The sequence below is a fragment of the Rhodococcus sp. EPR-134 genome, from assembly GCF_001647205.1.
GTDB lineage: Bacteria > Actinomycetota > Actinomycetes > Mycobacteriales > Mycobacteriaceae > Rhodococcus_F > Rhodococcus_F qingshengii.
This window is the reverse complement of sequence record NZ_LVCT01000593.1, coordinates 1-24,335: the sequence shown is the minus strand read 5'-3', so window position 1 is coordinate 24,335 and position 24,335 is coordinate 1. Positions and strand designations below refer to the sequence as shown.

Annotated in this window: 17 protein-coding genes; 7 read left to right on the top strand and 10 right to left on the bottom strand. The window is 64.3% G+C overall.

Annotated features, from left to right (window positions below; genetic code table 11):
- Positions 1–3,659 (top strand): acyltransferase domain-containing protein (locus A2J01_RS26340; RefSeq protein ID WP_064113915.1); only part of this gene is annotated, 3,659 nt, incomplete at its 5' end.
- 8 nt (positions 3,660–3,667) lie between these two features.
- A complete protein-coding gene (locus A2J01_RS26335; RefSeq protein WP_064113914.1) occupies positions 3,668–5,209 on the top strand; it encodes an acyl-CoA carboxylase subunit beta in 1,542 nt (513 codons plus the stop codon).
- On the opposite strand, the gene A2J01_RS26330 is transcribed toward A2J01_RS26335, so the two are convergent.
- Positions 5,206–6,117, bottom strand: coding sequence for a LysR family transcriptional regulator (locus tag A2J01_RS26330; RefSeq protein WP_064113913.1), 912 nt, complete (start codon positions 6,115–6,117; stop codon positions 5,206–5,208). The two genes, A2J01_RS26335 and A2J01_RS26330, sit on opposite strands and share 4 nt — an antisense overlap.
- Positions 6,118–6,190: 73 nt before the next feature.
- Between A2J01_RS26330 and A2J01_RS26325 the strand changes: the two genes are divergently transcribed.
- A complete protein-coding gene (locus tag A2J01_RS26325) occupies positions 6,191–7,141 on the top strand; it encodes a DMT family transporter (protein WP_064113912.1) in 951 nt (316 codons plus the stop codon).
- On the opposite strand, the gene A2J01_RS26320 is transcribed toward A2J01_RS26325, so the two are convergent.
- The 3 genes from A2J01_RS26320 to A2J01_RS26310 all read right to left on the bottom strand — a co-directional run bounded on the left by A2J01_RS26320 (position 7,138) and on the right by A2J01_RS26310 (position 14,120).
- On the bottom strand, positions 7,138–10,440 hold the full coding sequence (locus tag A2J01_RS26320; RefSeq protein WP_064113911.1) for an arabinosyltransferase domain-containing protein: 3,303 nt from the start codon (positions 10,438–10,440) through the stop codon (positions 7,138–7,140). The genes A2J01_RS26325 and A2J01_RS26320 overlap by 4 nt on opposite strands.
- 73 nt (positions 10,441–10,513) lie before the next feature.
- Positions 10,514–13,768, bottom strand: coding sequence for an arabinosyltransferase domain-containing protein (locus A2J01_RS26315; RefSeq protein WP_064113910.1), 3,255 nt, complete (start codon positions 13,766–13,768; stop codon positions 10,514–10,516).
- Between the two features lie 82 nt (positions 13,769–13,850).
- The gene (locus A2J01_RS26310; protein WP_003943854.1) at positions 13,851–14,120 is read right to left on the bottom strand and encodes a helix-turn-helix domain-containing protein; all 270 of its coding nucleotides are present in this window, start codon (positions 14,118–14,120) and stop codon (positions 13,851–13,853) included.
- Between the two features lie 49 nt (positions 14,121–14,169).
- Between A2J01_RS26310 and map the strand changes: the two genes are divergently transcribed.
- Positions 14,170–14,934: a type I methionyl aminopeptidase gene (gene map / locus A2J01_RS26305; protein ID WP_030535815.1), complete on the top strand. Its 765-nt coding sequence runs from the start codon at positions 14,170–14,172 to the stop codon at positions 14,932–14,934.
- Between the two features lie 9 nt (positions 14,935–14,943).
- Here the strand turns inward: map and A2J01_RS26300 are convergent, their stop codons facing one another.
- Positions 14,944–16,776, bottom strand: coding sequence for a hypothetical protein (locus A2J01_RS26300; protein ID WP_042921226.1), 1,833 nt, complete (start codon positions 16,774–16,776; stop codon positions 14,944–14,946).
- A 334-nt stretch (positions 16,777–17,110) separates the two neighbouring features.
- Between A2J01_RS26300 and A2J01_RS26295 the strand changes: the two genes are divergently transcribed.
- A complete protein-coding gene (locus A2J01_RS26295) occupies positions 17,111–17,782 on the top strand; it encodes an MspA family porin (protein ID WP_003943954.1) in 672 nt (223 codons plus the stop codon).
- Between the two features lie 21 nt (positions 17,783–17,803).
- On the opposite strand, the gene A2J01_RS26290 is transcribed toward A2J01_RS26295, so the two are convergent.
- From A2J01_RS26290 to A2J01_RS26270, 5 genes are all read right to left on the bottom strand, one after another.
- Positions 17,804–18,436 (bottom strand): hypothetical protein, encoded by a 633-nt coding sequence (locus tag A2J01_RS26290; protein ID WP_231915915.1) that lies wholly within the window; start codon positions 18,434–18,436, stop codon positions 17,804–17,806.
- 99 nt (positions 18,437–18,535) lie between these two features.
- The gene (locus tag A2J01_RS26285) at positions 18,536–19,144 is read right to left on the bottom strand and encodes a TetR/AcrR family transcriptional regulator (protein ID WP_003943927.1); all 609 of its coding nucleotides are present in this window, start codon (positions 19,142–19,144) and stop codon (positions 18,536–18,538) included.
- Positions 19,145–19,217: 73 nt separating this feature from the next.
- Entirely contained in the window at positions 19,218–21,071 is a 1,854-nt protein-coding gene (locus A2J01_RS26280) for a galactan 5-O-arabinofuranosyltransferase (RefSeq protein ID WP_064113916.1), read from the bottom strand.
- A 90-nt stretch (positions 21,072–21,161) separates the two neighbouring features.
- Positions 21,162–21,923, bottom strand: a complete 762-nt coding sequence (locus tag A2J01_RS26275; protein ID WP_007731800.1) for a decaprenylphospho-beta-D-erythro-pentofuranosid-2-ulose 2-reductase — start codon at positions 21,921–21,923, stop codon at positions 21,162–21,164.
- Positions 21,920–23,353: an FAD-binding oxidoreductase gene (locus tag A2J01_RS26270; protein WP_003943934.1), complete on the bottom strand. Its 1,434-nt coding sequence runs from the start codon at positions 23,351–23,353 to the stop codon at positions 21,920–21,922. The genes A2J01_RS26275 and A2J01_RS26270 overlap by 4 nt, the downstream gene beginning before the upstream one ends.
- 63 nt (positions 23,354–23,416) lie before the next feature.
- Between A2J01_RS26270 and A2J01_RS26265 the strand changes: the two genes are divergently transcribed.
- Positions 23,417–23,890 carry a GtrA family protein gene (locus A2J01_RS26265; RefSeq protein WP_003943798.1) on the top strand — a complete coding sequence of 158 codons (474 nt, stop codon included), beginning with the start codon at positions 23,417–23,419 and terminating at the stop codon, positions 23,888–23,890.
- Positions 23,891–23,944: 54 nt separating this feature from the next.
- A partial coding sequence (locus A2J01_RS26260) for a PIN domain-containing protein (RefSeq protein ID WP_197494303.1) occupies positions 23,945–24,335 on the top strand: 391 nt, incomplete at its 3' end.

The following is a 24,335-nucleotide window of genomic DNA, read 5'->3' as shown; positions in this document are numbered from 1 at the left end:
ATCTCGGTGATCCCATCGAGGCCGACGCGCTCAGTCGTGTCGTCGGTCGTGGTCGTGACGAAGACAAGCCGGCTCTGCTCGGTAGTGCGAAGACCAACTTCGGGCACCTGGAAGCAGCTGCGGGCGCCGCCGGCCTGATCAAGGTCGTTCTGGCGATGCAGGAAAACAAGATTCCCGCGACGATCAACTACCTGGGCCCGAACCCGCACATCGACTTCGAGAAGTCGCACCTGCAGGTGACGCCCGAGGCCACCGACTGGCCGCGCTACACCGGCAAGGCTGTCGCCGGTGTCTCCGGTTTCGGTTTCGGTGGAACCAACGCGCACGTCGTGGTCAAGGAGTACGTACCTGCCGACGCGGTAGTCGATGAACCGGTTGTGGATGCCCCGGTGGTCGACGAACCGGCAGCAGAGAACGAGAGCACCGTTGTGCTGGCCGTGTCCGGCGCGCTGCCGTCGCGTCGTCGCCGCGCAGCCGCTGATCTGGCCGACTGGCTCGAAACCGAAGAGGGAAGCAAGACGCCCCTCGCCGACGTCGCCCGCACACTCGCGCGTCGCAACCACGGACGCTCGCGCGCCGCTGTTCTGGCGAAGACGCGCTCCGAGGCCATCAGCTCGCTGCGCGCCGTCGCCGCAGGCAAGCCTGCTCAAGGAGTCTTCTCCGCCGACTCGCCGTCGCCCAAGGGCGCGGTGTGGGTGTTCTCGGGCTTCGGCTCGCAGCACCGCAAGATGGCCAAGCAGCTCTACACGGAGAACTCGGCCTTCAAGGCGGCCGTCGACGAGGTCGACGCGCTGATCCAGGACGAGGCCGGTTACTCGATGGTCGAGATGTTCCTCGACGATTCGATCGAGTACAACGTCGAGACCGCGCAGGTGGGAATCTTCACCATCCAGGTCGGTCTGGCCGCGTTGCTGCGTCACCACGGCGCCGAGGCCGAAGCCGTGGTTCCGCACTCGATGGGTGAGGCCGCTGCCGCGTACGTTTCCGGCGGTCTGAACCTGGAAGACGCTGTCCGCGTGATCTGTTCACGTTCACGGCTGATGGGTGAGGCCGAGGGCGCACTTGTCGGTGACGACATCCGTCTGATGGCTCTGCTCGAGTACAGCGCATCCGAGATCGAGGCGCTGCTGCCCACGTACCCCAAGCTCGAGGTCTGTGTTTACGCAGCTCCGACGCACACGGTGATCGGTGGACCACAGCCGGACATCGAGGCGATCGTCGCGGCCGCCGAGGCCGACGGCAAGATGGCGCGTGTCCTGCAGACCAAGGGCGCCAGCCATACTTCGCAGGTAGATCCGCTGCTCGGTGAGCTTGCCGCCGAGTTGGCCGGTATCGAGCCGACCACGTTGAAGCTCGGCGTCTACTCGTCCGTCGACAAGGACACCTTCTACCGCCCCGGTCACGAGCCGATCCATCAAGAGGCGTACTGGGTCAAGGGTCTTCGCCACAGCGTGTACTTCACCAACGCGGTACGCGGTGCAGTTGCCCACGGCCACACCACTTTTGTCGAGCTTGCACCCAATCCGGTGACGCTGATGTCGGTGGCGGCTACCGCGTTCGATTCGGGCCTGCACGACATGGAGCTCATCCAGACGCTCAAGCGTAAGGAAGACGAGTCCGCGGGTGTTCTTGCCGCTCTCGCGCAGCTGTACGTGCACGGCCATGCCGTGAACCTCGAGTCTCTGCTTCCCGCAGGCGATTTCGCTTCGGTTCCGCGTACCGCATTCCTGCGTAAGCCGTATTGGCTCGACATTCGCGTCAGTGCCGGCGGTTCGGCTCGCGTACCCGGTTCGCACGTCGCTCTGCCCGACGGCCGCCACGTGTGGGAGGTCGACGCATCCGCCGTCACCGACCTGGCGGTGCTGGTGAGCGCCGCTGCCGGACAGGTGCTTTCGGATGTCTCTCTGACAGCTGCTGTTCCGCACGGTGAACTGGCCGGTGCTTCGACCCTGACCACGACACTCAACCCGCATCCGGGTGGAGCGTCGGTGCAGGTGCACGCTCGTGAGGGCGCTACGTTCCGTCTGCTCTTCGACGCCGTCGTCACGTCGGGTGAGCCGCTGCCCGAGCTGGTCGTCAGCGCGCCGGTCAAGACCAGTGCGCCGATGGAATCCTTGGCCGAGGTCGTCGAAGACGCCGGAGACAAGTGGGATCCGAACGGTTCGCAGAGCCTCGACGACCGCCTCAAGATCGTGGTTGCCGAGTCGATGGGGTACTCGCCGGAGGATCTGCCGGCCGAGGTTCCGCTCATCGAACTGGGTCTCGACTCGCTCATGGCGATGCGTATCAAGAACCGCGTCGAGTACGAGTTCGACATTCCGCAGCTCCAGCTCCAGGCAGTCAAGGACGCGAGCCTCAACGAGGTCAACAAGTACCTGCGCTACGCGATCGACAATCGCGAAGAGGTTCAGGCGATGGCCGACAAGCAGGCCGCGGAGAAGTTGGCGGCCGACGCTGCTGACGAGGACGTTGCTCCCGCCGAGGTGGCAGTGGAACTACCTACCACTGCTCCGGTTGCTGCTGCGCCTTCCGATCCTTCTCGAGCCGGAACTGCCGACGACGCAGGCTCGGACGTTCCGCCGCGAGATGCGGCCGAGCGCTTGACGTTTGCGACGTGGGCGGTTGTCACCGGGAAGTCGGCCAAGGGCATCTTCAACGATCTGCCGATCGTCGGTGACGAGGTCGCCGAGAAGCTTGCTGCTCGGCTTTCCGAGCGTGCCGGCGGCGAGATCACTCTCGACGACGTTCTCGACTCCACCACCATCGAAGAGCTTGCGGACGTCGTTCGCCAGTACCTCGAGGACGACGGCAAGATCGACGGACTCGTACGTACTCTGCGTGCCCGTCCCGAAGGTTCCACTGCCGTACCGGTATTCGTCTTCCATGCTGCCGGTGGTTCGACGGTGACGTACGAGCCTCTGCTCAAGCGCCTGCCCGCCGGCACGCCGATGTACGGGTTCGAGCGGGTCGAGGGCTCGATCGAAACCCGCGCTGCTGCTTACGTTCCGCTGCTGCGTGAGATCCAGGGCGACGGGCCGTACGTGCTGTGTGGCTGGTCGTTCGGTGGCGTGATGTCGTATGCGGTCGCGAAGTTGCTGCGCGAGCAGGGCGCCGACGTGCGTGTGGTCGGGCTGCTCGACACCGTCATGGCCGGCGAGGTCGTGCCGGACACCGAGGCGGAACGACGCAAGCGCTGGGAGCGCTACGGCAAGTTCGCCAAGCGCACCTACAACCTGGATGTGCCGCTGCCGCTTGACGTTCTGGCTTCCACCGAAGCCGACGAGGATCAGATCCAGATCTTGATGGACATGATCAAGATGAGCGGCGCCAAGATTCCCGGCGGCATCATCGAGCATCAGCGGACGTCGTGGTTGGACAATCGCGCCATCCAGACGGCCGAGTTCAGCAGTTACGACGGCGACGTCGTGCTCTACATGGCTGACAAGTACCACGACGAGCTGATGACGCTCGAGCCTGCATTCAAGACCCGCAAGGCGGATGGTGGCTGGGGTGACTACGTGAAGAACCTCGAGGTCGTCTACATCGGCGGGGACCACCTGCAGATCGTCGACGAGCCGTACATCGCGAAGGTTGCGGCAGACCTCACCACCAAGCTGGCCCAGATCGAGACAGCTCAGACCAAAGCAGCGGAAACCTGAGTTCAGAAGTGACGACAACCACCGCGGAGAAGCTCGCTGAACTCCGCGAAAAGTTGGAGAAGGCAAAGGAACCCGGCTCGGCTCGGGCCATTGCCAAGCGCGATGCAGCAGGGCACAGCACGCCGCGCCAGCGCATCGACATGTTGCTCGACCCCGGTAGCTTCATCGAGATCGGTGCCCTGGTGAAGATGGCGGGCGAGGGCAACCCGTACAGCGACGGCGTCATGACCGGTCACGGAACCGTCGACGGGCGTCCGGTAGCCGTGTTCGCGCACGATCAGACGGTGTTCGGCGGTGCCGCCGGAGAGATGTTCGGCCGTAAGGTCGCAGCTGTCAACGATTTTGCGCTGAAGGTGGGCTGCCCGGTCGTCGGTATCAACGATTCCGGTGGAGCTCGCATCCAGGACGCCGTTTCCTCGTTGGCCTGGTACGCCAACATGGGTTCACGTCAGGAGCCGTTGTCCGGCCTGTGCCCGCAGATCCCGGTCATCCTCGGTAAATGCGCCGGCGGTGCCGTCTACGCCCCGATCAACACGGACGTCGTGGTCGCGACCGAAGAGTCGTACATGTTCGTCACCGGACCCGACGTCATCAAGTCGGTCACCGGCGAAGAGGTCAGCCTCGAGGACTTGGGTGGAGCCCGCAAGCAGGCGGAGTACGGAAACATCCATCACGTCGCTCCCGACGAGAAGGCTGCCTTCGACTGGGTGCGTGAGTACCTGAGCTTCATGCCGTCGTCGTGCCAGGAGAAGGCGCCGCTGATCAACCCGGGCCTCGAACCCGAGATCACCGAGTCGGATCTCGAACTCAATGCGTTCATGCCGGATGCCGACAACGCCGGCTACGACATGCACGACATCATTCTGCGGATCTTCGACGACGGCACTTTCCACGAAATCGGAGCCCAGGTCGCGCACAACGTGATCACCGGATTCTCCCGCGTCGACGGCCTGCCCGTCGGTGTCGTGGCCAACCAGCCCACGTACCTCAGTGGCGCCCTCGACGCGGACAGCTCCGACAAGGCTGCCCACTTCGTGCGTCTGTGCGACGCTTTCAACATCCCGCTCGTCTTCGTCGTCGACACACCGGGCTTCCTTCCCGGCGTCGATCAGGAAAAGGTCGGCGTCATCAAGCGCGGCGGGCGTTTCCTGTTCTCGTACATCGAAGCCACTGTGCCGAAGGTGACCGTGGTGGTTCGTAAGGCGTACGGCGGCGGTTATGCCGTCATGGGCTGCAAGCAGCTCGGTGCCGACATCAACCTCGCGTGGCCGACCGCTCGTATCGCCGTGATGGGCGCCGAGGGTGCCGTCAACATCATGGGGCGGCGTCAGCTCGCCGAGGCCGGCGATAATGCACCCGCGGTGCGTGCTCAGCTGATCAACTTCTACAACGAGTTCGTCGCGACGCCGTACATCGCGGCCGAGCGCGGATACATCGACGCGGTGATCGAGCCTTCGCAGACGCGTCTCGAGATCCGTAAGGCTCTGAAGTTGCTCGCGGACAAGACGATCTTCAAGAACCCGCGCAAGCACAACTTGATGCCGCTCTAGTTCTTTTTGTCAACGAGGGCGTCGAACTGGCGGCGTAGCGCTTCTATCGCCGCCAGGACGGCCGGCCTTTCGCTGTCTGTCCGCCAGGCGAGGTAAATGTCTCGGCCGAGCGGCGGAACCGTGTCGAGCATTCGAACACCTTCCGGCGGTACAACTCTCGCCAGACGTGGAATCAATGCGACGGCGAGGCCCTGAGCGACGAATTCGACCTGGGTGGGAAACTCGGCGACCTCGTACTCGATTCGTGGGTCGAACCCCTGCGCGCGCAGGGTCCGGACGGTGAAGGTGTGAAAGTCCGTTCCCCGGGTCCACGTCGCCCAGGCATGCTCGGACAGCTCGCTGAGCGCGACGACCTTGTTCTCCGCCAGCGGATGTGACGTCGGGAGAGCGAGCAGCGCCACGTCGTCGTACACGGGCGTGAAGGAGAGTCCGTCGGGAAGTTCGACGGGCAGAGTGCTCCAACTGTCGACCACCACGACGTCGAGGTCGCGGCGAATCAGTGCTGGGAGCAGTTCTTCGGATTCGCCTTCGTTGAAGGTGATTTCGAGCTGCGGGTGCGCATGCCTGATTTCGGAGATGGCTCGCGGCAGCACCATCCTGCTGGGGGAGACCAGGGCGCCGATACGTACGCGGCCCGTCACCTCGCTCTGCAGCGACGCGATTTCCGCCTCTGCCTGAGCGAGCGTCGAGAGAACCTCTGCGGTTCGGCGCGCGAGGATTCGGCCCGCTTCTGTGAGTCGCACACCGCGGCCCTGCGGTTCGAGGAGCGGAACACCGACCTCGCGCTCGAGCTTGTTCAACTGCTGCGAAATCCCGGACGGTGTGACATGCAAGGTGCGGGCGGCAGCCGCCACTGATCCGTTCTCGGCGACGGCGTGCAGGGCGCGAAGTCTTTCGAGATTCAACACAGTAGCAATGCTACCGAATATACGGTCTGAACATTTGCTTGTGCTGAATAGTTAGCGGCAGGAACATTGTCGAGTGACCACACTGACCTCCGCGACCGCGCAGACACCGACACCCACCCGAACTCCTCGGGGGCGCATCGACCCTCGATTGCTCGTCGTCGGAGGCGCAGCTGCGATCTCGATCAGTTCGCTCCTCATCAAGTTGGCTGATGTCGGGCCCTCGACCGCCGTCTTCGTCCGTTGCTTCCTGGCCTTGCCGCCGCTGTTGTGGTTGGCGTGGCGGGAGTACCGCCGGGTGGGCAAGCCGAGCCGGCGGGCAGTCGTTCTGCAGGTGCTCGGCGGTCTGCTGCTCGGGCTGGATTTCGCGTTGTGGTCGCAGTCGATTCTGATGATCGGCGCGGGGATGGCGAGCGTCGTCGTGAACGTGCAGGTGGTCGTGGTGCCCGCACTGTCCTGGTTGGTGTTCGGCCATCGGGTGCCGATGCGGTTCGTCTTCGCCCTGCCGTTCATGTTCACGGGAATCGCCTTGGCGGGCGGCGTGTTCGGGGGTGGGGGAACCGGCGACGACTTGCTGTGGGGAACGGCGCTCTCGCTCGTCTCCGGAATCGCCTACGGCGGCTACATCTTCGTGGTCGGCCGGACGGGCGAGGCAGATCGGGCAGCGAGCCAGGTGTTGATCTCGACGACGTCCGCGGGCATCGCCGGGTCCGTCATCGGATCACTGTGGGGCCGGATCGATTTCGTCCCGGGCTGGGAAGCGTTCGGCTGGCTCGCGGCACTGGCACTGGTCGGCCAGGTGTTCGGCTGGATGCTGATGGGGCACTCGCTCCCTCGGCTTCCCGCCGAGGTGGGCGCGACGCTCCTGCTCATGCAACCGGTACTTGCCGTACTGCTGGCGGTTGTGCTGCTCGGCGAACGGCCAGGCGTTGGGCAACTACTCGGGTGCGTCGTCGTTGTCGGAGCGGTCTCGGCCGTCTCCGTACGTCGCACCCGAGCAGTCACCCGAGTAGGTAGCGCAGGCTAGTGCACTCGCATCTCGCCGGGCATCCACATGCCCGAGCGGGTTGCGGTGCCCGTCTCCACCTCTGCCGGAACCGCATTGGGGAAGTACCGGTCGTACCGCTCGAGTGATCCCCAGTCCCGCGCCCAGTCGTCCTTCAGGTACGTAGGAACCGTCGTCGCACCGGCAAGAACCTCGGTGAATCCGAGCGGGCCACCGTTGTCCGCGGACTGCCAGGTGTCGGTGGAACTGACCGCAAGAGGACGGTCCGGGAGGATGCGGAAGTTCGGCATCTCGGCCACACCGTTCTGATGTGTGTACGGACGTTGGCACGGGAACTGAAGGCCGACAGCCCAGTCCAGAAGCACCGGCTGCTCGTTGCCGATGTACGAGTTCAGGGACTCGAGCTTGGGCACGCGCGGCGGCGTGAATGCCATCCACTGATCGCCCGTGAGGTTGGGATCGAACGCGACCACCCGAACGGCGTCCGCGTCCGGCGCGAGTTCGTCGATCGGGATACGGACGTTGCGCCACGACGGCGCGGGTCCGATGTCTCGCGGCATGTACGAACCCTGAACCTGCACGGTTCCGTCGGGCTGAGTCTTGCCGTACTCGACCAGAAGTGACTGGCCGTACGTGATCGCACCGGTGTTGTCGACGGACCACACACGCCCGGCGACGGACATGACCACCAGCGGTGATTCTTCACTGCGAGTGGGCAATCCGTACCAACTCGAGATGAGGGAAGCAGGTTCCTGCACGCCGGGCTGGTAGCTGCCCATGACCGGCGTTTTCGACGGATCGAGGCCGAAGGGGAGCTTGGCCGTGCTGCCGTTGACGCCGACGTTGCCGGTGCCGCCGCTGGTTCCGGCACCGGAACCGGTGGCGAAGGTGGGACCGACACTCTGGCTGTCGGTATTGCCCATGCCCTGCTTGACTTCGATGTAATCCGCAGTCAGATCGCTGGGAACCCCATTGGGGGAGAAGCCCTTCGAATCAACTCCGGACAACGGATCCTCGGCGTTGAATCCGGGAGCGGTCAGAGGCCGCAGATTCCCGGAATTGACGTCGGTCTCGACCAGAACGTCCTCGGCCATGCCGCAGGTCTTGCCCGCGAGTGCCTCGATGTTGCTTCGGCCCAGCGAGTACGCCGGGTACTGCGACACTGCACCCTTGAGTAGCGAGAGCACCTCGAACAGGACCATCAGACCGGCAATCACGGTGAGGGGAGCGGCCGCGAACTTGCGAATTCGTCTGCCCTTGGCCGTGTTCGGCTTCTCGGGCGGGGCGGCAAATCCCTCACGCAGGTACTGCCAGGCGGCAAAGGCCAAGGCGAGAGCAAAGAGCGCGAGGAACAGGGTGTTGGATTCACGGCCGTCGTAGGAGATGGTCTTGTCGAACCACGGCACGCCGTAACTCGAGACGTACCAATAGCCGTTGATGCCGGCGAACGTCAACGCGAGCATCAGGAGCAGTCCGGCCACGAACACCGATCGGTTACGACGCGAGCGCAGGGCGGACGCGGACACGGCCACGGCGGTCAGCGCGGCGAGAGAACCGGCGATGCCCGCGTACGCACCGAAGTGGTGAGTCCACTTGGTGGGGTTGAACATCATCAGGAACATCGTGCCGAAGACGACGCCGACCAGGCGCCACGACGGACCGGTTGCCGCGCCGGGGACGCGGCCGCGGCGCAACAACACGAAGAGCGCCGTGAAGAGGCACAGGATCATCGTCAAGAACGCGAAGCGTCGGGCAACCGAGCCGTCGACTGTCTGGACGAAGAGGTAGTAGTAGCGCAGGAAGTCCTGGTACCACTCGAGATTGGGGCCGATGATCGTTCGGACGCGCGTGGCTTCCATGACACCGGCAAAGGTCTGGTCGGCGAAGATGACCACCAGCACGATGGTTCCGGCAGCGGCGATCGGAGCGAGAAGCGGCAGTGTGCCGACCAGTCGGTGACGTTTGACGACGATGCGCACCAACGGGCGCACACCGGCGAGAAGGGCTGCGATACACATCAATCCGGTGGGTGCGGCGGCAAGAGTGAAGGCGCCGATCAAGATTGCCGTGGCCGCGGGCAGCAGACGTCCGGTGGCGATGGCGCGCTCGATGGAGCACCAGGTGAGCAGTGCGCCGAGAGCCACGATGGGCTCGGGGCGAAGACCGTTGTTGTACGCCAGCCAGAAGGACAGGAACACCAGCCCGCCGGTCCAGAGGGCGACGTTGCTCCGGCGAACCGCCCGGCCGAGACGCGGGACGACCTCGCGGCTGATGACCATCCAGCAGAGGATTCCGGCGAGGAGAGCGGGCAGACGCATGAACGGGCTCGCGGTCGAGATCTTCGCCATCACGGCCAGGACTTCGTAGTACCAGCCGAACGGGGCCTCGGGAACGCCGAACCAACGGAAGTAGTTGGCCATGTATCCCGCGTCCGGCGAGACTCGAGCCATGGTGAGGAGGTAACCGTCGTCGGCGGTGTTCGCGCCGATGAAGTGCCACACGACGAGCGTGCCGACGACCACTCCGTCGATACCGGAGAACTTCCACCAGCGCGCGGGCAGGAAGCGTCGGTGCTTGCGGCCGTCGGTTCCGTCGAGGCGAGCCAGGGCGACCAGCGCGACGATGGTAGAGAGGACTGCCACGATCATCGCGACCAGCTTCAAGACGCTGGGGCTCGAGGAGAAACGTGAGTCGATCGTCATCGAGAAGCCGAGGCCCTCGGGGGCAGCGCCGTCGGGCAGGTCGCTGAAGACGCCGACCACCTGCGGGCGGAAGTCACCGTCGAGCTGGCCACGAATCGGGTTGCCGTCGGGATAGGTCAGTCCGACGAACTCTGCCGTGGTTCGGTTGACGTCAGAGCTGAACGCGATGGCGCCACAGCGACTGGACTCGACGTCCTCGCGTGCCGCCGAAGCGACGACGACGTTGCGATCGAGCACGTCGACGCTCGTCGCGGACACCCGGACGAACATCGACGACAGTGCCGCGCCGTCGCCCTGTGCAGGTGCCGTCGACAGCAAGATGCCGCCGCCCTCCGGCAGCGAGCTGACCGCGGTACAGGGGATCGATGCGTTGACGTCGATGGGAACCTGCGCCATCAGCGGTGCCTCGACGTCGCCGATCACGCCGTTCTGCGGCCAGTTGACCGAAGCCGTCGTCTGCACGACGGGAAGCAGCGGAGTTGCCAGTGCGAGCACGAAGCCGAGCAAGCCGGCGATGATCGCGACCCATCGCGTGCGATGGAAACGCTCGCGGGCATCCTGACCAGCAGGAGGCGGCGAACTCGAAGTCTGAGGTGAAGCTGTCACGGCGTCGGGCACGGCTACCGATGGTATGTCAGGGCTGAGCGTGGACCTACCGTGCCTGGGTGGTTGGTAGGTCCACGCGTAACAGTTACGACTGGTAACGAATCGGGCCCGGTGTCCAGGTGCCCGATCGGGTCTCGGTTGTGACGTTCATTTGCGCGGGAACCGCGTCCGAATCGAGCGGTGCGTACTGCTCGAGCGAACCCCAGTCACGATCCCAGTCGTTGTCCAGATAGGTCGGCAATGCCCTGGCCGAGAGCAGTTCGGTGGTCCAGCCGAGCGGTCCACCGCCGTAGTGGTCCTGCCAGGCGTTGGTGGACTCCGCGCCGATGCGGTCGGGCAGGATGCGCCAGTCGGGGATCTCGGCGACGCCGTACAGGTGATCCACCGGACGTTGGCACGGGAAGGCCAGACCGACAGCCCAGTCCATCAGCACGGGATCGGTGGATCCGACGACGTCCTGCAGCGTGCGCATGGTCGGCACTCGTGGCGGTGTGACCGCCAGCCACTGGTCGGCGCTGATGTCGGTGTCACTGGCCACCAGACGCACGGTGTCGGCGTCGGCGGGCAGCTGATCCATCGGAACGCGCAGGTTGCGCCACGACGGCGACGGGCCGATGTCGATCGGATCGACACGTCCCAGTGCGTCGACGCTCCCGTCGGCCTGCTTCTTGCCGTACTCGACCTGCAGCACTGCGCCGGGGGTGACGATGCCGTCGGAGTTGACGTAGCGGATGCGTCCGGCGGCCGCGACGGTCAGGAGCGGTGCGGCGTCGTTGCGCTCGGGGAGTGAATACCAACCGGTGGTCAGTGACGCGTTCTGAGGTGCTCCGTAACTACCGAGCACCGGGGTTTTTGCGGGGTCGAGCCCGAACGGGAGCGCGACGTTGCTGCCGTTGACGCCGGCCGTCGACTGCGAGCCGCCGGCTGTGCCGGATCCGGTTCCCGGCGTGGTGGTGCCGGACTGCGAGGTCGAGGTGTCGAGGCTGTTTGCACTGCCTGCCGTCGAGTCCTCGGCGTCGGCCGTGAGGTCGCCTGCAACCCCGTCCGGCGAGAACCCGGTTGATTCGCTCGCACCGAATGCACCTGCGCCGGCGAGATCGGTGGGCCGATCCGTCAATTGCAGAACGCCGGCGTTCGGATCGGACTCGACGAGTACCTCACCCGCGAGACCGCAGCTTCCGCCGAAGACGGATTCGATGTTGGACTTGCCGATCGAATACGCGGGGTACTGCGCGACCGCGCCCTTGAGCAGGGACAGCACCTCGAACAGCACGACCGCTCCGGCCGCGATGGTCAACGGTGACGGGGCGAGAAGGCGAAGTCGCCTGGTCTTCTTGACGCTGTCCTCTGTGCCGTTTCGCCGGCGCGGCTCCATGACGTGGTACCACGCGGCCAGCAGCAGCGCGAGAATCGTGAGGCCGAGGAAGGCCGTCGAGAATCCCTTGCCGGCGATTGACGGCGGCTTGTCCCACCACGGGACGCCGTAACTCGAGACGTACCACCAGCCGTTGGAGCTCGTGAACGCCACAGCGAGGATGAACAGGATGCCCGCGGCGAACAGCGCGCGGTTTCGTTTGGAACGCATGCTCGACGCACTCACACCCACGGCGGCGAGGACGGCCACCGTGGCGGCCAGACCGGCGTACACACCGAAGTGGTGAGTCCACTTGGTGGGGGTGAACTGCATCAGGAGCAGCGACGCGAACACGATCCCGAGGATTCGGCGCGAGGGCCCGATAGCGGTGCCCGGGATCCGGCCCTTGCGCAGGATCATCATGACGAAGAACACGAGTCCGACGATCATGACGAACATGCCGAAGCGGCGGGCCAGTGAGCCGTCGGGGGAGATGGTCATCAGTGCGTCCCAACGCAACCGTTCCTCGAACCACGGAACGTTCGGCCCGACGGCCGTTCGCACTCTGGTCGATTCGAGAACTGTCGCGAGGGTTTGATCTGCGAAGACCGCGACGAGCACCACGGTTCCGGCGGCGAGAATCGGCATGATCTGGGACAGGAAGCCGACGCGTTTGCCGCGGGCGATCAGGATCTGCAGGATCGGCCGGGCGCCGGCGATCAACGCGCCGATCGCGATCAACCCGGAAGGTCCGGCGGCCAACGAGAATGCAGCGATCAGCACGGCCATCGCGGCGGGCAACAGACGTCCGGTAGCGATGGCGCGTTCGATGGAGCACCACGTGAGCAGAGCGCCGAGGGCGATGATGGGCTCGGGGCGCAGGCCGTTGTTGTACGGCAACCAGAAGGCGAGGAACACGAGCCCGCCCGTCCAGATGGCAACCTTGTTGCGGCGCACCGCAACACCGAGTCGCGGGATCACCTCGCGGCTGATCACCATCCAACACAGAATGCCGGCGATCAGCGCGGGCAGGCGCATCCACATGCTCGCGGTGCTGACCTTCGCGAACAGTGCCAGCACGTCGTAGTACCAACCGAACGGCGCTTCGGGGACTCCGAACCAGCGGAAGTAATTGGCCATGTACCCGGAGTGCTCCGAGACTCGGGCCATGCCGAGCAGGTAACCGTCGTCGGAAGTGTTGGCGCCGAACACATGCCACAGCGCCAGCGTGCCGATCACCAGGGCATCGATGCCGGTGAACTTCCACCATCGCGCCGGAAGGAACCGCCGCGCACGACGGCCGTCGACGCCGTCGATCCGGTGCAGTGCGTACAGCGAGACGATGGTCGAGAGTGCCGCCACGATCATCGCGAACAGTTTGAGAAGAGTGGGGCTGGACGAGAACCGCGAGTCGACGTCCATGTGGGCGGACAGTCCGGCGGGCGCTGCGCCCTGCAGGTCGGTGAAGATGCCGACAACCTGTGGGCGGTAGTCACCGGTCAGGGTGGTGCCGACGCCGTCGATTCCGGTGACCGCCGCGACGGTCTGCTCGGAGTTGGTCGTGATGGTGATCGCCGTGCACCCGCTCAGTTGATCGAGCGGGGTCGAGATCAATACCGAATCGCGGGTGAGTGCTTCGAGGCGGTCGGCAGTGGTGCGGACGGTGAGGCCGCGGGCGTTTCGGTCCGGCGCCCCGTTCGGCATGGTCGAGAGCAGTGTGCCGCCGCTGCCGCCCAACTGGCCGAGAGTGGAACACGGGATGGTGATGTCGAGCGATGTGGGCGAGTAGGAGATCAGCGGCGACGAAACGCTGTTGACGGTCCCACCCTGCGGCCAGTCGATGCTCGCGGCTTCCTGCTTGACGGGCAGGAAGGGCGTAGCGAGTGCAAGAAGCAGGCCAAGAAGGCCGGTGACTATCGCGATGAGTCGTGCCGTCCGGACTCTCTGGGAATCCGATTCTCGGGGAGCTTCGGGGCCAGTGGGCACGGGTTTCGGGGGCACTACTACTTCAGACGGCACAAGGAACGATGTTAGGCGAGTGCGGGCCCGCACATCCTGAGAGAACTACTCAGGATGCAACTTCCTGTTCGGATTGTGGTGTTTCAAGTGTTCGGGCGATGGTGTCGAGTGAAATACCCAACACTTCCGCGACCGCGCTGATGGTGAAGAAGGCGGGTGTCGCGATGCGGCCGGTTTCGATCTTGCGCAGAGTTTCGACCGAGATGCCGGCGTCGAGCGCTACCTGAACCATGCTTCGGTCCCCCCGCGCCGATCGCAGGAGTTCACCCAGTCGTAGTCCTCGTTCGAGTTCTTCCGCCGTCAGCGGCACGCGCACCATGTGCTTATAGTAATACCGGTATAGTTATTCGACAAGGAAGGTGTTCGAAATGGTCGAAATCAAGACCGCAGGGGAAATCGACGCGATGGCGGCGGCTGGGAGAATCACGGCGCAGGCTCTGGCTGCGGCGCGTGAGGCGGCAAGCGTCGGGGTGACGTTGCTCGAATTGGACGCCGTTGCCGCGGAGGTTATTTCGGCGGCCGGCGCCTCGGCGCTGTTCTTGAACTACCGGCCGGCAACGGCATCGACGCCGTTCCCAGGCGCCATCTGTGCGAGTGTGAACGATGCTGTGGTGCACGGTATCCCGAATGAGTACCGGCTTCGCGACGGTGACCTGGTCAGCATCGACTGCGGCGCGAGACTCGACGGCTGGTGCGGCGACTCCGCCATCAGCTTCACTGTCGGGCGGGGGAGTAGTGAGGATCAGGCACTGATCGACGCGACCGATGAGGCACTTGCCCGTGGCATTGCCGCTGCCCAGCCCGGAAACCGATTGGGCGACATCGGTGCCGCGATCGGACAGTACGCGCGTGGCCGCGGGTACGGCATGCTGGCCGATCACGGTGGGCACGGCATCGGCCGCGAGATGCACGAAGGCCCGGACGTGCCCAACGAAGGTCGAGCAGGCAAAGGCTTCCGGCTGCGTCCCGGCCTGGTCATCGCCATCGAACCGATGCTCATCGCCGACGGAACCGACGACTACCGGCACGACGCCGACGGGTGGACCCTTCGCACCGTTTCGGGCGCCCGGGCTGCGCACAGTGAGCACACGGTCGCGATCACCGAAGACGGTCCGGTGATCATGACCCGCTGATCAACCCGCTCAGCTCTGGTTGGAGGTCTTGCCGCTCACGAGGTCTCGTACGTCCCACACCCACACGTCGTCGACGCGCTTGGCGTCGAAGCCGACCAGCTCGTCGACCGTGTGGCGCAGGGCGTCGTCGCCGGAGAATCGGGGAAGCACCAGTACGTCGGCGTGCCAGTACCGCAGGTCGGTCAGTGCGTTCGCTCTGGTGCCCACGTCGATCAACGGGACCTTGCCGGTTTGTTTGGCATTGACCAGCAGGGTCGAGGTGGGCCGGGACTCGGCACCGTAGATTCCGGCGCGGGTCTTCGAATCCGGGCCGACGAAGTACCCGCCGGCGATGGGGAAGCCGAAGTCGGCGTCGACCTGCCAGCTCAGTGCGCGGGCGTCTTCGGCGCTCGCGACGGGAACCGTCACCAGGGTGCCGTCGCTGACGTAGTTCTCCCACGAGCCGCTGGTGATGAATTCGGGCGTCGCAGATCGCTGATCGGCGTCGATGGGGGTCGGGATCAGGGGAATCATCGCGACGGCGAGAGCCACCAGCCAGACACCGGCTGCCGTGCGGCGCGGTCCACGAAGTTCGACAAAAGCGCGGTAGGTGCCGAGGGTGAGCAGCAGCCCGATCGCCGGAATCGCGCCCATCGCGAATCGGGATTCGAGCACCGATTCGAACAACGGCAGGTCGGCGAGGAGTTTCCACGGCAGAGTGATGCCGGTCTTGTCACCGTCGATGGTCAGTTCGGAACCGAGTGAGAGCACACCCATGACCACGATCACGGCGGCAGCCGCGCGGGTCAGGCGGATGCGCCACAGCCACACCGTTGCACCGAGAAGCAGGAGCACCAGCGGCCATCCGAAGTACGCGTTCTCCTCGGTCGGGTTCATTCGGAACTCCGCGCCCTCGGGGTCGCCCGCAACCGATTCGGTCGGGAACGTGGTGAGTGCAGCGGTGTCGTTGCCTGCCTGACCGTGTGAGACGCCGTCGTAGCTCGCTGGGCCGAAGAACTGCGACCACAGCGGCACCGCAGTGATCAGGAGTGTGACCGCGCCGCCGATCACGAGGCCGGGCATCGCGCGCTTGATCGCCTGGCGCGACTTGGCCAGGCCGGGCAGTGCATAGGCGGCGCCGAACACCATGGCTGACATCGTGAAGATGAGGAGCGGTTCTTCACCGAGGAAGATCTGCCAGGCGACGAGTAGGCCGAGGACGACACCGTCGCGAACCGGACGCTTGCCGTTCGAAATGCGCACGACCTGCAAGAATATGAACGGAAGTACGAAGAACGCGACGAAGTTCGGGTGGCCGTTGGCATGCGAGATCATGGCGGGCGCGAATCCGCAGAACCCCGCTCCGACGGCGGCGGCGACCTTGGAGCGGACGGAGACTCCGGTCAGTACGTGCCGCGAGAACGCCCAGTACCAAGCGATGGCGGTGCCGCCGAGGCCGGCGGTCAGCCCGATCGCATACGTGGCGGTCGGTCCGAAGATCAGCGTGATCGGGGCCAACGGGATACTGATGCCGAACATCGCGGTATTGGCCATCAGGTTCACGCCGAGTGGATAATTCTGCAGGTCACTGAACAGTGGGCTGCGGAACTGGGCGAGGGCGTGAGCGGTATCGGCGAAGAACCATTCCCACATGGCCTGGTCGCGGCCCGCGTTGAACAGATAGCCGGACTGCAGATCGCTCCACAGGTTGGACATCACGTAGATCGCCGCGACGGTGAACGTCGCCATGATCGCGAGGTCGACCAGACGACCGCGCTGGACGACCGAGCGCCGCACTGCTGAACGGACTCGCCCTGGACGTGCTTCTTCGAGCAGTTGGACGTCGGGCAAGGTCTCGGTCATGCAGTCGGTGCCTTTCGGTTCTGGCGCCCATCCCTGAAGTGGCGATCTCAGAAGTTCGGGGTGGCCTACTTAGGTCTCGATTCGATAACTTCCACTGTCAGAGTAACGAACAAAACGGTTCGCGTCCGCGAGCGGGCGCAGTCAGCGGGACAAACCGGTCCGCCCGACTTGTCCGGAAAGTAATGTTTTCGTGCACCGTTTGACGGGTTCGTGACCGGGGTATCGCAACAAGGATCTTGCTCGCGTTTGTTCAGGCAGCCCCGACGAATCCCATCCTCGACGAAGAGTTGGAACCTACGTCCGGGGCCTATACCGGATGGGATGGTGCTTGTGCATGTCGAAGACAGCAGTTCGTAGTAGCGCAGTAGGAGCAGTGGCCTTGTTGGCCGTTGTCCTGGGGGGTGGGACGGCGTCGGCAGGCGTTGACAACACCAGTTCGATCACCGACGTCAAAGGGAATCGGATAGAAGTCTTCCAGGCTGATACCGCTATCCACGTCTTTCCGCCTCTCGACAGCTCACCGCTGAGTGTCGAGTTCTTCCACGACGGGGTTGCCGGCGTGAAGATCGACGGGCCGGACGCGGCAAGCTTCACCGGAACGAAGCTGACGATCGGTTATCAGATCGGTTACCCGATCGCGCTGACCGGCGCGACGGTCGTTCTCAACAGTCCTGGTCTCGACTGGGCAGTCGAGAGTGGAACGAACCTCGGGATCGGTCTGGTTCCGGATTTCGAACTGGGCCTGGATATTTCCAATGGGTTCGTCATCGGTGGTGACATCATTCCGTCGCAGGAACTGGACGTCGACCTGGCGCCGGGCGGTATCACCGACGTCGCGCTGCTCGAAGATCAGGAGTTCGACGGTCCCGAAGCCGCTGTCCGTCTGTCCGGAGTTCACGGTTATGTACAGGGAGCAATCGGTCCGGTGACCATCAGGCCGTACGCGAAGGCTGTCACGTCGAATGGCGATACCGTCGTCACTTACGGTGTACCGCAGAGGCTTTAGCGAAAGCGGATGCTCCCGCCGTCACGCTGCAACAGCGTGATGGTGGGAGTTTTCCGCGTTCCGTGTGGTCGAATCGGCGCCACGAATCGGCGAAGCGTCCGCCCAGTGGGCACTACGGGAAACACTGACGAGTTTCGCGACCAACCGTGCCGCGATCCACACGAGGTACACGGCGGTGATCAGAAGCAGAAGTGCCCAGTCGTGCGCGAAGAATCCGACTATCCCGCCGATCGTGAACGCGAGGGCGACGAAGACGACCCGTCCGCCCACGTCGGTCTCGACCAGATATTCGGGTTCGATCGGATCGTCGGGTTCACTCGATTCATCGACGTCCTCGGATGACTCGGCCCTGGACTTCTGGTGGTGTTCGGTGGGGATCTCGAGTAGCTCGCCCCATTCGAGCACCGCAACGGTGTGCGCGGTGTCGGTCGGGATCGCGCGGTAGTCGCGGGACTCGGACACGTCGATGAGAGCCCTTGCCAGAGTGAGTACTTCGATGCGATTGCGAATCGCGACGCTCAACACTTCATGGAAAGCCTGTTCGCGCCCGAACGGTTTGCCGCGCGCAATGACCAGAACATGCTCTGCGGAATCGAGAACTGCACGATGCGGTACAAGCTCGCGGCTTTGCGCAACGAGTTCGCTCACTGTCATCACCTACCCCGCCGGTGGTTGATGCGGCCGTTTGCTCGACTGCGCTTGGAGGGGCTGAGTACCCCGGCAGTTTCGGAAACAAACTCGCCGGACAGCGTGTCAGATTTGCGCAGCCGGGGCCGAGAGTGCTCCGAGGCAACTTTCGATCAGGTCGGCAACGATCACGTGAGCACGTTCTCGGCTGTCGACGCGGCCTTCCCACGTGGCAAAAGTGACGACGGTGAGCACGGTCAGAGTTCCCGCCCGAAGTTCGGCGATCTCTGCCGGTAAGGAGGACGCAGCAACGATCCGCCGCTGAACTTCGCGGAAACTCTCGGCCTGCATGTGGTCACGGATGGTCGACGACATCGCCGGGTCGAAGATCGACTGCACCAGGAACCGTGCGTACAACGTGCCCTCACGGTAGATGGTCTGTTCCGCCAACGGCAGGACGAGAGCCTCGACGAGGGCACGCATCGTCGGTGGATTCGCGTCGAGATCGATCGTGTCGAGCAACTCACGACGACGCTCACCGGCAGGTCGCATTCTGGACTCGACGACGGCCGCCAGCAAACCTTCACGTGACCCGAAGTGATACTGCGCAGCCGATTTGTTGGCCTGCCCGGCTTCGGTCTGAACATCACGAAGAGTCAGAGCGGCCAGACCTCGCTCGGCAACCAGACGCTCGGCTGCATCGATCATCGCCGCTCGGGCATCGGTTCGGGGCACGGTATGAAGTTAGGGGTGCGTCGGGGTCGCGTCAACGACCCCGACGGTAAGCCTTTTGTGACGTATCTCCTGGTTAGATTGCGTCAGAGCGGGTAACGACCACAAACGGCCCCTGCTCGGTCACGGTGAAACGAGGATCGTCGAACAGTTCCTTGGGGAACGTGACCGTGTAGCGGCGGACGTTCGGGTCGTTGGGGTAGACGTCCTCTGCCAACCGCAGCGTGTACCCGTCGGCGCCCTGGCGGAAGACGAAGGCGTCGGGGCTGCGCCACGGCGCCGAGTCCAGCGCAGCTACCAGTTCGTCAGGCGTCTTCAGTTCCGACCACTGCTCGATCAGCGCGGCGCGCGCACGGAAATCGGCGAGCGGGTTCGCGTAGTGCGACGTCAGTCCTTGAAAGCCGAAGTACGGGTAGAAGCTGAGGAAGCCGATGTCGGCAGTGAGGACCACCGTGTCATGGGGTTCGCGTCCCAACTGCTCGCGAATGATCCGGTCGATGTCGGCGTAATTGGCTTCGGCACCCGGGGGTCGCTTGTCCCCGCGCTCGCCGTTGCCGTCGGTATCGCTGTATGCCACAGCGATATCCGGCGCCAGCACCTGCGGGATGTTCTGCGCGAAGGCGATGGCTCCGATGACACCGAGTGCAACCAGTACCGCTTTGACGCGAGGATTTTCGCTGGTGGCCAGCACGATCCAACCGGCGAACTCGAAGAAACCGAACACACCGGCGGCGGCAAGGAGTCCGATCAGGACCGGCTCCAGTCGGAAACCGAGGAGCGTACTGCCGGCGACGGTGAACGTCATGGACAGCAATGCCCACAGATACACGGCAATGACACCGATGCCGAGTGCCCGGGCGCGGCGGGAGAAGAGGAAACGAGAAATCAGCCAGATCGTGCCGAGTAGGCACAGTCCGCCGACGAGGGTGAAGCTCAGCATCGGGAAGGGCAGCACCGCACCGGAATCGGGGAGGTAGTGCATTGCGGTGCCGGACTCTGCGGTGGCACCGGAGAGTGCCTTCAGCAGGTACGGCGTCCAGACGGTCAGAGCCACCAGGCCGGAGATCACGGCGATCACGGCGAGCCTGACGAGGGGTCCCAGTGCGGCTTTCCACGTGTTCTGGGCGCGTGCGGCAAGTACTGCGGCAACCAAGGCCATCAGAGTCACTGCGAACGCGGCGAATCCGAGATAGAGCGTGTAGACCGTTGCGGCGAAACCGAGGAACAGGCCGGTTCCGAGTATTGCGCCGGCTCCGGCAAATCGAGATGCCCCCGGCCGGTCCAATGCGCCCCACGCGAGGATCAGCACCGGCGGGATCAGGAGGTTGATGACGGCGCCGTACGCCTCGGGGGAGTTGTACGCCAACACGACGGCAGTGACGGCCAATGCCGCGACGGCGGCCCAATCGCGTCGAATCAGCTTGGTCCACAACACGAGTGCAACGACGGCGACGACAGCCAACGAGCCGATCGCATAGGGCTTGAAGGCTTCCCAGCCGTCCATTCCCAGCAGGTTCGCGACGCGTCCACCGATCCAGAACCAGCCGGCCGGGTAGAACGGCGGCAGATCCACGTACGTCATGTCCTGCAGCGCAGCAGAATCCGTCAGCCGGGTCAGGTACTCGGTCCGGAACTGCTGATCGACCGAGACGCCGTGCAGATACAGACTCGTCGCGGCCAGGGGAAGTCCGAGCGACGTGGTGACGAAGCCGGAGAGCCCGGCCCACGAGAGGAGTTTTGCGACCCGCTCGGCCTTGCGGGCGCGGAACATCAGAACCGCAACACCGACCACTGCGATGCAGAGCACCTGCAGCACCGTCGTGACGGCCTGCGTGACATTGGAAGAGGTGAACGCCGGCCACTGCACTCGGCCGAAAGCAAAGAGCCCGACAGCGGCTACAACAGCGGCGACCAGCGCTCCGAGGGCCATTTCCACCACCGTCGCCGCGGCATTACGCCACGGCGACGGGGTCGAAAGGTCTGTACTCGGAGCAGTTGTTGTTTCTGGCACGGGAGGAGCTTAAACCGGCAACTTCCGGAAGATCGGGCGCGGCACGTGGCGAAGACCCATCATGACGAAGCGCCACGGGCCGGGAGTCCAGACGATTTCCTTGCCCTTGTCCGAGGCGGCAACAGCGAGCTTCGCGACGATGTCCTTGTTGACCGTCAGCGGAGCTTCCTTGACGTGGGCACTGAACTGCGTGCGCACCATGCCGGGGCGAACGACGGTGACCTGCGGTCCGAATTCCGCGAGAGCCTCGCCGAGTCCGAGGTAGAAACCGTCGAGGCCCGCCTTGGTGGATCCGTAGACGAAGTTGGCACGCTTGACGCGCTCGCCGGCAACCGACGACATCGCGATGATCTTGCCGAAGCCCTGAGCCTTCATCTTCTCGCCGAGAAGAACACCGACCGAGACGGAAGCGGTGTAGTTGACGTTTGCCACCAGAACGGCCTTGCGCTGGTTCTGCCACAGCTCTTCGGAGTCACCGTCCAGTGCGAAGGCGACGATGGCGACGTCGACGTCACCGTTCGAGAACGCCTGGTCGATCACCTTCGGGTGCGATTCGAAATCAACGGCGTCGAAGTCGATGAGTTCCACCGAGGTGGCGCCCTTGGCTTCGAGCTGCTTGACCGCAGCTTCGCGTCCGGGATCGCCGGGGAGTGCCGCCAGAACGACGCGGAGCGGCGCCTTCTTCAGGTACTCCTCACAGATGGCGAGGCCGATCTCGGAGGTTCCACCGAGAAGCAAAACGGTTTGCGGGTTACCTACAGCGTTGATCACAGTTCCAGCCTTCTGGACATATCGGAGGCGAAAACGCCTGTGGGGTCGTACTTGCGGCGCGTCGCGATCCACTCGTCGATGCGCGGGTACATGGCGTGGAAGGTTTCCGCGGACGTCCGCGAGTCCTTGGCCGTGTACAGGCGTCCGCCGAATTCGAGGACACGCTTGTCGAGTTCGGTGACGAACTCGTTCAGGCCCGGCTTGATGCGGAAGTCGACGCAGATGTTCCAGCCCGGGATCGGGAAGCTCAGCGGCGCCTGATTGCCTTCGCCGAAGAGCTTGAACACGTTGAGGAACGAGTAGTGCCCGCTGCGCTGGATGTCGACGATGATCTTCTTGAACTCGTCGACGGCCTCCGGCGGAACCACGAACTGGTACTGCAGGAATCCGTTGGATCCGTACGCGCGGTTCCACTCACCGAACATGTCGAGCGGGTGGTAGAACTGCGTCAGATTCTGGACCTTGCCGCGATACTTGCCGGACTTGCGGAACCAGACCTCACCGATCGCGGTGAAGTTGAACTTGTTGGCCAGCCCGTTCGGGAAGACGTCGGGGAACGTCAGCAACTGCGGTGCGTCGAAGGCGAGCGGGTTCTTCTGCAGCTTGGCCGGAAGCTGGTCGAGCTTCGCCAGAGATCCGCGCGAGACTGCCGCACGACCGAGCTTCGGGGGCGCGGAAATCGCGTCGAACCAGGCGCTCGAATACTCGTAGTTGGCCTCGCTGCCGTCGCTGTGCAGCGCGATGGTCTCGTCGAGGCTGTTGGTGACGTCGCCGTCGGCGATGAAGTACGCCGTCTCGGTCGGTGTCATCTTGATGGTTGCCCGCAAGATGATGCCCGTCAGGCCCATGCCGCCGATCGTGGCCCAGAACAGTGCGGCCTTCGGGTCGTTGCGCCCGCCCTTGGGGGTGAGCGTGCGAACTTTGCCGTCGGCCGTCAGCAGATCCAACGACACGACGTGGTTGCCGAAGCTGCCCGCGCTGTGGTGGTTCTTGCCGTGGATATCCGAGCCGATGGCGCCGCCGATCGTGACCTGACGAGTACCCGGCAGGACCGGAACCCACAGGCCGAACGGCAGAGCAGCCTTCATCAGCTGATCCAGATTCACGCCGGCGTCGACGTCCACCAGAGCGGTGTCGCGATCGATGCGGTGAATGCGGCTGAGGGCATTCATGTCGATGACCAGGCCGCCGGCGTTCTGCGCTGGGTCACCGTACGAGCGGCCGAGGCCGCGCGCGATGACGCCGCGTCGCAGATGCGAGGGCTTGGAATCGTTCTGTTCCGCAACCTGGGCGACCGCGTTGGCGATCACTTCCACGTCGGGGGTGGACAGCACCTGTGCAGTGGTGGCGGCGGTGCGTCCCCAACCGGTGAGGGTGCGGGCTTGGGTGTGGAGAGCCGGCTGCGGCGTCTCTTCTGCTGTCGTGGACATCAAGGTAGAGGTTACCTGGGAGTAGTGCCGACGGCTCCGACTCGAGTGGTTACTCTCGTCGTCGTGCCCGAAACACCTGCAAGTCACCAGCACGAACCCCACGTCCCGCTGCCCGTCGAGATTCCTGTCACGACGGACATCGCCGACGACGCGTTGGACCTGAAAACGCAGATCGTCCGGTTCGTCGCGACGGGTGGGCTGTCGGCGGTCGTGGACTACGGGCTGTACGTGCTGCTCTTTGCGTTGGGGTTGCCGCGCGTCGCCGCAAAATCGCTGAGCTTCGTTGCGGGCACCACGACGGCGTACCTCATCAATCGTCGGTGGACGTTCAAGGCCGAGCCTTCTCGCGCCCGCTTCATCGCTGTAGTCGCGCTGTACGCGGTCACTTTTGCGGTTCAGGTCGGACTCAACGAACTGATGGTCCATGTCTTCGACGAGCATTGGTGGCGGACACCGCTGGCCTTCGTCATCGCGCAGGGCACCGCGACGGTCATCAACTTCATCGTTCAGCGGGCAGTGATCTTCAAGATCAAGTAACGGTTCGGGGTGGATTAGCGCATTCGTCCGGTTTCTCGAGAGAGAATCGAGCGCATGATCATCGTTCTCGATTCTTCGGCCCTGACCAGGGGCGCACGGTTCGACACTGCCATCGCCGACGCTCGCGCACTCGGACACCGCGTCGTCGTGCCGCGATTGGTCGTCCTCGAGGTTGCGAGTCGCTACCGCGAGGAATCGGCGGAGATGATCGCGGCCCTGAGCGTCCAGGCGCGCATGTACGACCGACTGGGATTGCGGCGCGACCTCACGAGGTTCGTCGACGCTGCTCACGACAAGGCCGACGGCTACGTCGACGACGTGATCGAAGACCTCGTGGCGATCGGCGTCGAAGTGGTCGATCCAGTCGACGTGTCGCATGTCGAGGTGGCCGAGAGGGCGATCTCGCTGCGTCGGCCCTATACCGACAAGAAGAAGCGAGACGGAT

Coding starts and splice junctions, on each gene's coding strand:
- A2J01_RS26310 (WP_003943854.1), bottom strand. CDS start 14,120: ATGGTGCGCGTGCCGCTGACGGCGGAAGAACTCGAACGAGGACTACGA.
- map (WP_030535815.1), top strand. CDS start 14,170: ATGGTCGAAATCAAGACCGCAGGGGAAATCGACGCGATGGCGGCGGCT.
- A2J01_RS26300 (WP_042921226.1), bottom strand. CDS start 16,776: ATGACCGAGACCTTGCCCGACGTCCAACTGCTCGAAGAAGCACGTCCA.
- A2J01_RS26295 (WP_003943954.1), top strand. CDS start 17,111: ATGTCGAAGACAGCAGTTCGTAGTAGCGCAGTAGGAGCAGTGGCCTTG.
- A2J01_RS26290 (WP_231915915.1), bottom strand. CDS start 18,436: ATGACAGTGAGCGAACTCGTTGCGCAAAGCCGCGAGCTTGTACCGCAT.
- A2J01_RS26280 (WP_064113916.1), bottom strand. CDS start 21,071: ATGGCCCTCGGAGCGCTGGTCGCCGCTGTTGTAGCCGCTGTCGGGCTC.
- A2J01_RS26270 (WP_003943934.1), bottom strand. CDS start 23,353: ATGTCCACGACAGCAGAAGAGACGCCGCAGCCGGCTCTCCACACCCAA.